This is a genomic window from Pseudomonas sp. 18173 (genome assembly GCF_050432945.1).
Classification (GTDB): Bacteria; Pseudomonadota; Gammaproteobacteria; order Pseudomonadales; family Pseudomonadaceae; genus Aquipseudomonas.
Window position 1 is genome coordinate 1 of the sequence record NZ_JBKFTN010000025.1, and the last position, 11,692, is coordinate 11,692.

Sequence of the window (11,692 nt, forward strand, 5' to 3'; positions counted from 1 at the left end):
ACTGCTGTCCGGTGCCTACACCATGGACCAGCACTTCCAGAGCGCGCCGTTCGAACAGAACATGCCGGTGCTGCTGGCGCTGCTCGGCGTCTGGTACGGCAACTTCTGGGGTGCGCAGAGCCACGCGATCCTGCCGTACGACCACTACCTGCGAAACATCACCAAACACCTGCAGCAGCTGGACATGGAGTCCAACGGCAAGCGCGTGCGCCAGGACGGCCAGCCGGTCTCCACCGACACCGGCCCTGTGATCTGGGGCGGCGTGGGTTGCAACGGTCAGCATGCGTACCACCAGTTGCTGCACCAGGGCACCCAACTGATCCCGGCCGATTTCATCGTGCCGATCGTCAGCTTCAACCCGGTAGCCGACCACCACCAGTGGCTGTACGCCAACTGCCTGTCGCAAAGCCAGGCGCTGATGCTCGGCAAGACCCTGGCCGAAGCCGAAGCCGAACTGCGCGACAAAGGCATGAGCGATGCCGACGTGCAGAAACTCGCCGCGCACAAGGTGATTCCGGGCAACCGTCCGAGCAATACCCTGGTGGTCGAGCGCATCAGCCCGCGCCGCCTCGGCGCGCTGGTGGCGATGTACGAGCACAAGGTCTTCGTGCAAAGCGTGATCTGGGGCATCAACGCCTTTGATCAGTGGGGCGTGGAGCTGGGCAAAGAGCTGGGCAAAGGCGTCTACAACCGCCTGGTCGGCAGCGAGGAAACCCCGGCTGAAGATCCGTCCACTCAAGGGTTGATCAACTACTTCCGTGGGCGTCACCGCGGCTGATCTGACGAAATCAACCGAAACTAACCAGCAGTTATGGACCGGTTGCTGCCCTTCGCGACAGGCTGCAATCGGCCAGAAGCAGACTTTTTCCGGATTGTCTGTTCTTCCCCTAGAACACGGTCAAGCTCGCCAGGCATTCCAAGATAGATGGTGGACCCAAAGGAGATGACCCAAATGAGCGAAAAGATTGTTCCAGATCCACCCATCGACACCACCACTCCCGATCCCGAAACATCTCGCGACGAAGACCTGCTCCGAGACCGCGAAGCCATCAAGCGCGCTCTCGACTACTACCTGGATCCGCCTGCGCTCTACACCGAAAAACCCCGCCGCCCCAACACCATGTACATGATCGCCCCAAACAACGACACCGAAAGCCTGTTGGTCCATGCCTGTGAATCCCGGGCATCCGCCAGCGTCCTGGCCAGCGATTTCGCCACCGACCTGATCGGCCCGCAGCACCATAAGGCGATGACCATCCAGCAGATCATCATGCTTGCGGAACTGGCCATGAACCGCGCGGTGGATAACGTCGTTCCCACCTGAATACACCGAAAGAAAAATATGGGAGTGAGCTTGCTCGCTCCCACCGGGGCTCAACATTCCGTACACTCCCTGTCTCACGACTCTCAGGATGAGCCTCATGTTGAAATCTGTTTTCCTTTCGTTGCTGGTGCTCGGCTCCAGCGCCGCATTGGCCGATACCACCGTCGATGTCTCGAAGATTTACGGCAATATCCAATTCGTCGACAGCTTCCCGGACTACAAGGTGCAGGTGGTGCACTCCTTTTCCGATCTGAAGGTGCAGCAGGTCGACTCTTTTCCGGACTCGCCGGGCAAGTGGAAAACCGTCCACAGCTTCCCGGATTACAAAATCCAGATCGTCGATTCCTTCCCTGATTTCACCATCCAGTACGTCGACTCATTTCCCGGTCCCAACTGAGCCCCTCTGCATCACCGGTTGAATCCACTGCCATTAGCAGTCGTTCCGAGTAGGGAAAATAATCCGCCCTTTCTCCGCAGACTGAAACAGCAAGGTGCTCCCGTCGCGCGTATGCCGACCAAAGCCTACTGGCGCCGGGCAAGACAGGATTGATTGAAGATCAGTGTGATGACACGAAGGGCGACGGGGTTGTCGGTGCCGGCAACGCATAGGTCCGTTTCATCCACTCCACCTCCGCTAACGGTGTGCGGCCGAAGAGGCGCTTGAAGTCGCGGCTAAATTGCGAAGCACTTTCATAGCCCACCAGAGATGCCGATTTGGCTGCTGTCAGGTCGTTACGCAGCATCAGTAATCGCACCTGGTGCAACCGTGTCGACTTGAGGTACTGCATAGGCGAGGAATCGGTCACCTTGCGAAAGTGCAGATGAAAGTTGGGCACGCTCATCTGCGCTTCCTGGGCCAGGGCTTCTACATCCAGATGCTCGTTGTAACAGCTGTGGATTTTGTGAATGGCGCGCGTCACCTTGCCAAACTGGCCCTGCTGGGCGATGGCCGCGCGCAGGGTGCCACCTTGTTCGCCGGTGAGGATGCGGTAGTAGAGTTCGCGCAGCATCGCCGGGCCGAGGATTCGCGCGTCGGTGCGGTCGCCCATGACTTCCAGAAGAGGAACTCAGTCTCAACTTCAAACTGGGCGCGAACTGACAGTCGCTCACAAGTGAACGTTCAGTTCACCCCTGAGATGAACAAGGCGCTATTTCGACGCCCAAGGGCCATGCGCCAACCCGCTACCCGCCCTCGGCCTGAAATGCAACGCCCCGATCGATCCAATCGGGGCGCTTTGCTCAGCGATAGCAATCAAGCAGGCGTGCGGCGACTTCCTTCAATTGTTCGTCGGCCAGACGGTTGATCCCGGCGGCACGCTTGCGCCCGCCCCCCGTGGGAAACTGCCGGCAGAAGGCATCTGCCGCCAACCCGGTCTGTTCCGGTACCCGCAGGCTGAACGTCCAGTCACCATCCGCCCTGGCGCTGAGCAAGCCGATCGCCTTGCGCGGCGCACCGGCCGCCAGCTGGTTGGCCAACACGCCGCTGACCCGCCGCGCCCAGGGTTGCGCGGGCAGGCGGTACAATCGCGCACCCGGGCCCTCGTGCCAGGGTTCAAGGCCCGCGGCAGCGGCCATGTCGGCGGCGTGGCCGACGCGCAGGGTGGTGAAGCTGGTGCTGTGGCGGATGAAGTCCAGCGGGTCGTGGTAAGGCAGCAGTTCGGCGGCCAGCGCCAGCGGCTCGAAGTGCAAGTCCGACAGGCTGTCGCCATAGGCGTTGTAATTGAGCAGCAGGCCCAGCTCCTCCAGGGCCTTCACTTGATCGTTGTCCAGGCCATGCTGCGTCGCCAGTGTCCGTGCCGGCCTGGCCAGACCGTCACCAAAAGCGGCGGCCACCGCCCAGCGGTGATGACGCCCATTCAGCCAGGCGTTGACCAGCAGGCTGGTGCACACCTGGGCGGCCGTGTCGATGAAGGACTCGAATGCCGGGTGTTGCGGCAGCTCGCCGGCAAAGTGGTGGTCGAAGTAGCGTACCCGGGCGCCCGCGTCGAGCAGGCGCCGGGTGGCCTCGCGGTTCTGCTCGTGGGCCACGTCCAGCACCGTGACCCGTTCGCCGGGCCCGGCCCGGACCTGGCGCAACAGCTCGATGTCGCGCTTGACCCCGCTGACCAGGCGCACCTGCGGATCCAGCTCGCCTGCCAGGCGCAACTGCTGCAGGGCACACAGGCCGTCGGCATCGCCGTTGAAGGCACAATGATCGATCATGTTCATCTGCCCTCCTCCTCAGTGCATGACTTCGCCGCCGTTGGCATCGAGCTGCGCGCCGTTGATCGCACTGGCGTAGTCCGATGCGAGAAACAACGCAGCGCGGGCACACTCCTCGTCGCTGCGCATGCGCCCGCCAGGGATGCCGGCACTGAACTCGGCGCGCACCTGTTCTTCGCTGACACCACGGGCGGCAGCCGTCTGGCGTACCAGGGCCTGCACTGGCTCGCCCCACATCCAGCCACAGGCCAGACCGTTGACCCGCAAACCGTGGGCCGCCTGCTCGCTGGCCAGGTAGCGCACGCTGGCCGCCAGGGCGCTTTTCGACGCGGCATAGGCCGCCCCGCCCTGATACGGCTTGCGCACCCCCAAGGTGTTGATCATGACGATCGCCCCCGCACCCTGAGCGCGCATGGGCGCCAGTACCGCACGGCTCATGTTCAGCGAACCCAGCAGATTGACCTCCAGCGCCTCGCGCAGCGGGTCGTTGTCCGCCTCGTCCACCGCCTGGAAACCGCCATGGGAAAAAGCGCTGTTGATCAGTGCATCAATACGGCCGAATTGCTCGAGGGTGGCTTGGGCGAAACGATTGCAAGCCTGCACATCGGTGATGTCGGTGGCCACGCACAGCACCTGGCAATGCTCGGCAACGGCCTTGATGCGCTGTTGCGCCTCAAGCAGTCGGCCCATGTCACGGGCGCCGATGGCCAAGGCCCGCGCCCCCTGGCGCGCAGCCTCCAGGGCCAGTTTGATACCCAGCCCGGGGCCGACGCCCGAAACCATCACGACTTTGTCTTTAAGCAGCATGGGATGAATCCTTTTATTGTTATCGGGACAGGCTCAGCCTTGCAGATGCCGGGTGCGGTACTCGGCGTAGTCACGTTGCAGCAGCGCGTCGCTGAGGCCGAACTGGTCAGGGCTGTAGTGATGGGCAGCGCGTTTTTCCCGGCCGTTGGCGCACAGCCATTGATCCATGGCCGCCCGGACCTCGGGTGTGCATTCAAGGCCGGCGAAGCGATAGATGCGCTCGACCACTGCCTGGGGCGCGGTGAGGGTGTCTTCGAACCGCACATCGAGAAAACGCCCGGCCGGCATGCCATCGCGCACCGCCATGGCATGGCGCAACGCCCGCGCCATGCGCCGGTTCCACTGCTCGCCGACGGCTTCGGCATCCGCCTGGTCGCTGTACAACTGCCACAGGGTATGGATGAAGCTGGCCAACGAGGGAATGGTCCTTGCCGGTTCACGATGGGTGAGCACCACCTGCGCCCCGGGGAACACGTCGAACAACAGCTCCAGGGTATGCAGGTGTTGCGGGCTCTTGAGCAACCAGCGCCGGCCGGGGGCGATACCACGGCGTACCTGCTGCCATTGGAGAAACTGCAGGCAGCGCTTGAGGTAACGGTAGACCTGGGTCTGGTCCTGACGGTCGAGCCAGGCGGTGTAGCTGGGGACGTTGACGTAGGAGTCCATGGCGCAGAGGAACGAGTGTTCCATCAACATGAACTCTTCGTCGGGCTGCTCGGCGTCCAGCGGGTGGATGGCCAGTAACTGCGGAAGGAACTCGATCATCGCCGCCACTTCGGCGCGCGCCCGGCCGAGGCGCTGCAGCGGCTGCTCCAGGGTCTCCCCGCTCAGCGGCGCCGGGTAGCGGGTTTCCCACCACTGCGCCTTGCTGAACTGCGGGTCCACCGCCAGGGTGCGTTGCAGTAGCGTGGTGCCGGTGCGTGGCAGGCCGACGATCACCAACGGGTCGTTGATGTCCAGTTCGAGAATTTCCGGGAAGCGTCGACAGTGGTCCTCGATCACCAGGCGGTTGATCAGTTGCGCCAGCAGCTTCTCGCGCAACAGCGCACGTCCCTGGAACGATAACTGCGCTTCCTGCTCCAGGGCCTGTGCCAGTACCTGCAAGCCCTGACGGAAATCCCCCGGGCCGAAATCATCAAGGCCACCTGCGCGAGCACTGGCCTCGGCCAACAGCAGATCCACAGAAAAATCGTTGCCGCTCATACTGCCAGCTCCTTGAGGTCATTGAGTTTGACCACGCGGGTGGTCGGGTGAACCGGTTGTCTGGCGCCGACCCAGCGCAGGCACAGAGTGCCGTGGGGATGGCCGGCGGTTTCCAGCCAGTTGGCCAGGCCCGGGTCACGGTGGCTGAGGACCATGCGCAGGCTGCCGTCCGCTGCAAGCTGCGCCGAATGCTTGTTCAGGCAGATGCGGTGGTAGCGGTAATCGAGAGACTCCATCCAGTAGTTGTTGATCTGCAGGTTCCAGAAGTCGCACGCCGGTACCTGTTCGACCTCGATCAGCAGCGCTTCGTCGTCGGCCAGCGCCCAGTAGGAGTGGTAGTAGAAGATGTTGGGGTCGCCGCCCACCGCCTGGCACAGCGCCTGGTCGGCGGGCGGCAGCTGGTTGCCGTGCTGCTGGTAACCCTGGGCCCAATCGGCGAACAGGCGCGCGGTGTTCTCGACGAAACTGCCGACCCGTTGCAGGCTTTGCTGCAAGCGTACGGCGTCCAGCGGCGCGGGTGACTGGCTGGCCCCAAGGCGTTCGATGCGCAGTTGTGCCGGTTGCTCGCTGCTGCGATCGAGGAACGTCTGGCGCACGATCAGCGCATTGCTCTGCGGCTCGAGGGGCAGCCAGTTGCCGCTGGCCGGCGGGCGCTGGCTGAGGATGATCTCGAAGTTCCCCTCGGCATCCAGCTGCAGTTGCCCGGCGTCGACAAACCCGGTCTGGATCATCTTGCCGTCAGTCTCGTAACCGCCCTTCTGCGAGCCGAAGCTCAGGTAGGCGACACTGCCACGTTGACCGCTGACCCGGTATTCGTGCTCGCCGTTGAGACGTGCATAGCGGTACAGGTTGTCGGGGTTGTCGGCGCCGATCTTCGCGGTTTCGTGGGAGGGGGTGATGAATCCGGGGAAGTCGGGATCGGCGAATTCCAGGTGCATCTCCAGGGCGATGCGCAGCAAGCGGGTGAGGTAGCGAAAGCCTTCGGCGCGGGTCTGCTCGTCGGCCGGGGCCTCGGCACGCAGTATCTGCTCGCCGCTGCGGCGCAACTGCTCGCAAAACCGGGTCCAGCTCTCACCGCTGATGACCTCCTGCCGGGGTGTGTCTGTAGTCATGTCCGTCTCCTCTGCCGGCGGAGGGCCCGCCGCTGTACACGACCTTAGGGAGGAGTCCGGCAACGGTTCTTCGTCCGTGCGGACTAAAAAACCGTTCTAGTCCGCACGGACGAGGAGCCGCCGCAGCCGAGCGGTGAGGATCGTGCCTGAGCCCAGGGCTCACTGGCGCCACCGCCTGTGGCGCGCAGTCATCCTCACAGGAGCCACCCATGAACGCAGAAAAAAACCTGGTCCGTTCGCTGACCGTGGACATCGTCGCCCCCGCCGAGCTGGTCTGGGCGATCCTCATCGACCTGCCCGCCTACCCGCAGTGGAATCCCTACACGGTCAAGGTCGAGTCGAGCCTGGTGCTCGGCGAGCCGGTCAATCTGTTCCTGCCCAATCCGGGGCGGCCAGGTGAACTGCTGCACGTGATCGAGTACCTGGCAGACTTCGAGCCGCACCGGCTACTCGCCTGGGAGATGTATGCCAACGCCGGCAATCCCGACGCTGCCCGTCGCGAGCAGCATATCGAGCGCACCGGCGCGGCCAGTTGCCGTTACCACACCACCGACCAGTTCCTCGGCGCCACCGCCGACCAGGTCATGACCGATCATGGCGCCTGGGTCAAACAGGGGTTCGATGCCGTTGCCCACGCTCTGAAGATCCGTGCCGAGAGGCTGTACGCGTCCGTCGCGTGACCTTCAGCTGCCGGCGCTTCTTCGTCCGAGCAGACGAAGAGGCACCGGTGGCGCTTTACCTACCGTGGTGTTCAGCCGGCGCCAATCCCGGCAGAACCCGAGGAGGTATCCGATGTTGACTCATCTGCAATGGCTGGAAGCGGAAAGCATCCAGATCATCCGCGAAGTGGTGGCCGAGTGTGAAAACCCGGTGATGCTCTATTCCATCGGCAAGGACAGCGCGGTGATGCTGCACCTGGCGATGAAAGCCTTCGCCCCGGGCAAGCCGCCCTTCCCCCTGCTGCACGTGGACACCACCTGGAAGTTTCGCGAAATGATCGCCTTTCGCGACCAGACCGCCAAACGCCTGGGCCTGGAACTGCTGGTGCACATCAACCCCGAGGGCGTGGAAAAGGCCATCGACCCCTTCACCCACGGCTCGGCCCTGCACACCGATGTGTGGAAGACCCAGGGCCTGAAACAGGCACTGGACCACTACGGTTTCGACGCAGCGTTCGGCGGCGCCCGCCGCGACGAGGAGAAGTCGCGGGCCAAGGAGCGGGTGTTTTCGCTGCGCTCCGGGCAGCATCGCTGGGACCCCAAGCAGCAACGCCCGGAACTGTGGCACCTGTACAACGCACGCAAGCGCAAGGGCGAAAGCCTGCGGGTGTTCCCGCTGTCGAACTGGACCGAGCTGGATATCTGGCAATACATCTACCTCGAACAGATTCCCATCGTACCGCTGTATTTCGCCAAGGAGCGCCCGGTGGTGCGCCGTGACGGCACGCTGATCATGGTCGACGACGAGCGCCTGCCGCTGCTCCCCGGAGAAACCCCGGAACTGCGCAAGGTGCGCTTCCGCACCCTGGGCTGCTACCCGCTGACCGGCGCCATCGACAGCGACGCCGACAACCTGCCGGCGATCATCGGCGAGATGCTGGTCAGCCGCACCTCGGAACGCCAGGGCCGGCTGATCGACAGCGACTCGGCCGGTTCCATGGAGAAGAAAAAACAAGAGGGGTATTTCTGATGAACGCGATCACCGACGCACGCAATGGCGACCTGACGCCCTACCTGCAACAACAGCAGAACAAGCAACTGCTGCGTTTCATCACCTGTGGCAGTGTCGACGACGGCAAGAGTACCCTGATCGGCCGCCTGCTGTATGAGTCCAAGGTGCTGTTCGAAGACCAGTTGGGGCAGCTCGAAATCGACTCGAAAAAACTCGGCACACAGGGCGACGAACTGGACTTCGCCCTGCTGGTCGACGGCCTGAGCGCCGAGCGCGAACAAGGCATCACCATCGATGTGGCCTACCGGTTTTTTGCCACCGACAAACGCAAGTTCATCGTCGCCGACACCCCCGGCCACGAACAGTACACCCGCAACATGGTCACCGGCGCGTCCACCGCCGACCTCGCGGTGATCCTCATCGACGCCCGCCAGGGCTTGCTGACCCAGACCCGCCGGCACAGTTACCTGGTGTCGTTGCTGGGCATCCGCAAGGTGGTGGTGGCGATCAACAAGCTCGATCTGGTGGACTACTCCCAGGCCGTGTTCGAGCGCATCGAAGCCGAGTATCGCGCCTTCGCCGCCCAGATCGGCCTGCAGGATATCCAGTGCATCCCGCTGTCGGCGCTGCGCGGCGACAACATGCTCGAAATCAGCCCGAACACGCCCTGGTACCAGGGCCCGAGCCTGCTTGCCTACCTTGAAGACGTACCGCTGGAGCAGGCCCGACAGAGCCAGGCGGCGTTCCGCCTGCCGGTGCAGTGGGTGAACCGGCCGAACCTGGATTTTCGTGGCTACTGCGGCAACGTCGCAGCCGGCAGCGTGCGCGTCGGCGAGCGTATCCGTGTGCTGCCCTCGGGCCAGCAGAGCGAGATCACCGGCATCCTTGGCAGCGCCGGGCAACAGCAGCAAGCCCTGTGCGGCCAGGCCGTGACCCTGACCCTCAAGGACGAGATCGATATCAGCCGCGGCGATATGATTGCCCTGGCCGACGCCCCGCCAGCGGTGGCCGACCAGTTCGAAGCGACCCTGGTGTGGATGGACGAAGAGCCCCTGTTGCCCGGCCGCCCGTACCTGATGAAGATCGGTTGCCGCACCGTCGGCATGAGTTGCGCGAACCTCAAGCACCGGGTCGATGTAAACAGCCTCGAGCACCTGGCGGCCAAGACCCTGGAACTGAACGGCATTGGCGTGTGCAACCTGCACCTGGACCGACCGATCGCCTTCGATGCCTATGCCGACAACCGCGACACCGGGGGCTTTATCGTCATCGACCGCCTGAGCAATCGCACGGTCGGTGCCGGCATGCTGCGCTTCGCCCTGCGCCGAGCGCAGAACGTGCACTGGCAGGCCATCGACGTCAACCGCGACGCCCATGCCGCGCTAAAGGGCCAGTCGCCGCGAGTGCTGTGGTTTACCGGTCTGTCCGGCGCGGGCAAATCGACCGTCGCCAACCTGGTCGAGCGCAAACTGCATGCCCTGGGCCGACACACCTATCTGCTCGACGGCGACAACGTGCGCCACGGCCTGAACCGCGACCTTGGCTTTACCGAAGCCGACCGGGTGGAGAACATCCGCCGGGTCTCGGAGGTGGCCAGGCTGATGCTCGATGCCGGGCTGATCACCCTGGTCTCGTTCATCTCGCCGTTTCGTGCCGAGCGTGAGATGGCCCGCCGCCTGGCTGGCGACGGCAACTTCCTCGAAATCTTCATCGATGCGCCGCTGGCCCTGGCCGAGCAGCGCGACCCCAAGGGCCTGTACCTCAAAGCCCGACGCGGTGAGCTGAAGAATTTCACCGGCATCGACTCGCCCTACGAGCCACCGGTGGCACCGGACATCCACATCGACACCCGGCACGAATCCGCCGAGGCCGCCGCCGAGCGCATAGTCGAAGCCCTGCTGGCGATGTAACGGCGACCGGGCGCAGCGTTCCCCCCTGGGTTGCGCTGTGCCCGTCGGTGCCTAGGCCAAACGGACGATTTTAGCGCCATGACCCCGGTCGATACTCACCTTTGACAACACGCAGCCAAAGAGGCGCGCATGACCCTGCCCTTTTCCACCTGCCCGGACTTGCACGCCAGTATCGATGTCCCTGCCGTCGAGCTCAGCAGCCTGCTCGGGCTGGTCTATCACGGCTCCCAGGAGTCCACGCCCTGGGCCAGCCTGCTCGAAGCCCTGCGCCAGCGCTTCGCCGCCAGCTTCTTCACCCTGGTGCTGCGCAACCCCGACCATGAGCGCCCGGGGCTGATCGTCAATGCCTCGGTGCATGGCCCCCTGTTGCCCGGCGAGCCCTCCTACAGCGAGCATTTCTACTCGATCTGCCCGTTCATTGATTGGCCCGCGGATCAGGTGGCCAGTGCCGATCAGGTGCTGGGGACAGAGGCCTGGCTGGCCCATGATTTCTACCGCAACTACCTGCAGCCGCTGGACCTGCGCGATGTGCTGGTGGCCAATATGCGCACCGCTGCCGGCATGCACTGCGCGCTGTTCGCCTGCCGCGACCACGCCAGCGAAGCGTTCACTGCAGCACAGATCAACCTGATCCGCCTGTTGTTGCCGCACCTGCAACAAGCGGTGGACCTGCACTCGGCGGCAGATCAACTCGATGCCGAGCGCCAGCTCTACGCGGCAACCATCGACCGTCTGATGGTGGGCACGGCCATCCTCGACGAGAACGGCCGGATGATGCGCTGCAACCGTGCCGCCCAGCGCCTGTTCGACAGCCATGACGGTCTGGAGTGCAAGCACGACAGGCTCTGTGCCTTCGCCAATCATGAGAACCGCACACTGCAGCAGGCCGTCCAGGCGGTGTCGAAACAGCGCCAGCGCGGCCTCGACGACCTGCAAGTCCTGACCCTGTCACGGCCCAGCGGCGAGATGCCACTGAACTTGCTGCTGCGCCCGATTGCCATGAACTACCAGACCCACAACAGCGTCCGACGCCCGGCAGTGATGGTGTTCATCCGCGATCCCGCCGACTCGCCACAAGCCTCGCGCGACCTGCTGCGCAGCCTGTTCCAATTGACTCGCACGGAAACCGAAGTGGCCATGCTGGTCATGGATGGCCAGACCCTCGATGAGACGGCCGAGGCGCTCGGGGTTTCGCGCAACACCGTGCGTGCCCACTTGCGGGGGGTGTTCGCCAAGACTGGCGCCACGCGCCAGGCGCAACTGGTCAAGACCTTGCTCAATAGCGTGGCTTCGTTGGGGTAGCGGCCTGCCCCCTCCAGGTGGCCGCGAACTGTCCCGCAGGCCACCCGCTCATCTCGTCGGCCCACGATAGCCTTTGTCATCAAATGAAAATTCGCTGTCGTGCGATGAGAGGTGGCCACAGCCGCTGCTGCTCTAGAGTCGGAGCAAAATAATACAGCGCC

Annotated in this window: 10 protein-coding genes and 2 pseudogenes; 7 read left to right on the forward strand and 5 right to left on the reverse strand. The window is 63.8% G+C overall.

Going from position 1 to position 11,692, the window contains the following annotated elements; all coding sequences use genetic code 11:
* The 3 genes and pseudogenes from ACLD1X_RS23830 to ACLD1X_RS23840 form a co-directional block, all read left to right on the forward strand.
* Window positions 1-778: pseudogene (locus tag ACLD1X_RS23830) on the forward strand (glucose-6-phosphate isomerase); the annotation flags it as partial.
* Between the two features lie 174 nt (window positions 779-952).
* Window positions 953-1,324: a DUF6124 family protein gene (locus tag ACLD1X_RS23835; RefSeq protein WP_429371864.1), complete on the forward strand. Its 372-nt coding sequence runs from the start codon at window positions 953-955 to the stop codon at window positions 1,322-1,324.
* Window positions 1,325-1,421: 97 nt separating this feature from the next.
* Window positions 1,422-1,721, forward strand: coding sequence for a hypothetical protein (locus tag ACLD1X_RS23840; RefSeq protein WP_429371866.1), 300 nt, complete (start codon window positions 1,422-1,424; stop codon window positions 1,719-1,721).
* A gap of 160 nt (window positions 1,722-1,881) precedes the next feature.
* On the opposite strand, the pseudogene ACLD1X_RS23845 reads toward ACLD1X_RS23840, so the two are convergent.
* From ACLD1X_RS23845 to ACLD1X_RS23865, 5 genes and pseudogenes are all read right to left on the reverse strand, one after another.
* Window positions 1,882-2,382 (reverse strand): annotated as a pseudogene (locus ACLD1X_RS23845) (helix-turn-helix domain-containing protein); the annotation flags it as partial.
* 181 nt (window positions 2,383-2,563) lie between these two features.
* Entirely contained in the window at window positions 2,564-3,532 is a 969-nt protein-coding gene (locus ACLD1X_RS23850) for a DHH family phosphoesterase (RefSeq protein ID WP_429371868.1), read from the reverse strand.
* 12 nt (window positions 3,533-3,544) lie between these two features.
* Window positions 3,545-4,333: an SDR family oxidoreductase gene (locus ACLD1X_RS23855; RefSeq protein WP_429371870.1), complete on the reverse strand. Its 789-nt coding sequence runs from the start codon at window positions 4,331-4,333 to the stop codon at window positions 3,545-3,547.
* Window positions 4,334-4,366: 33 nt separating this feature from the next.
* The gene (locus tag ACLD1X_RS23860; protein WP_429371872.1) at window positions 4,367-5,536 is read right to left on the reverse strand and encodes a sulfotransferase family protein; all 1,170 of its coding nucleotides are present in this window, start codon (window positions 5,534-5,536) and stop codon (window positions 4,367-4,369) included.
* The gene (locus tag ACLD1X_RS23865) at window positions 5,533-6,648 is read right to left on the reverse strand and encodes a DUF1214 domain-containing protein (protein ID WP_429371874.1); all 1,116 of its coding nucleotides are present in this window, start codon (window positions 6,646-6,648) and stop codon (window positions 5,533-5,535) included. The genes ACLD1X_RS23860 and ACLD1X_RS23865 overlap by 4 nt, the downstream gene beginning before the upstream one ends.
* 209 nt (window positions 6,649-6,857) lie before the next feature.
* Here ACLD1X_RS23865 and ACLD1X_RS23870 point away from each other — a divergent pair, with 209 nt between their 5' ends.
* From ACLD1X_RS23870 to ACLD1X_RS23885, 4 genes are all read left to right on the forward strand, one after another.
* Window positions 6,858-7,328, forward strand: coding sequence for an SRPBCC domain-containing protein (locus tag ACLD1X_RS23870; protein ID WP_429371876.1), 471 nt, complete (start codon window positions 6,858-6,860; stop codon window positions 7,326-7,328).
* A gap of 67 nt (window positions 7,329-7,395) precedes the next feature.
* The gene (cysD, locus tag ACLD1X_RS23875; protein WP_429372031.1) at window positions 7,396-8,337 is read left to right on the forward strand and encodes a sulfate adenylyltransferase subunit CysD; all 942 of its coding nucleotides are present in this window, start codon (window positions 7,396-7,398) and stop codon (window positions 8,335-8,337) included.
* Window positions 8,337-10,229: a sulfate adenylyltransferase subunit CysN gene (gene cysN / locus ACLD1X_RS23880; protein ID WP_429371878.1), complete on the forward strand. Its 1,893-nt coding sequence runs from the start codon at window positions 8,337-8,339 to the stop codon at window positions 10,227-10,229. The genes cysD and cysN overlap by 1 nt, the downstream gene beginning before the upstream one ends.
* A 129-nt stretch (window positions 10,230-10,358) precedes the next feature.
* Window positions 10,359-11,531, forward strand: a complete 1,173-nt coding sequence (locus ACLD1X_RS23885) for a helix-turn-helix transcriptional regulator (RefSeq protein ID WP_429371880.1) — start codon at window positions 10,359-10,361, stop codon at window positions 11,529-11,531.
* Window positions 11,532-11,692: the final 161 nt, after the last annotated feature.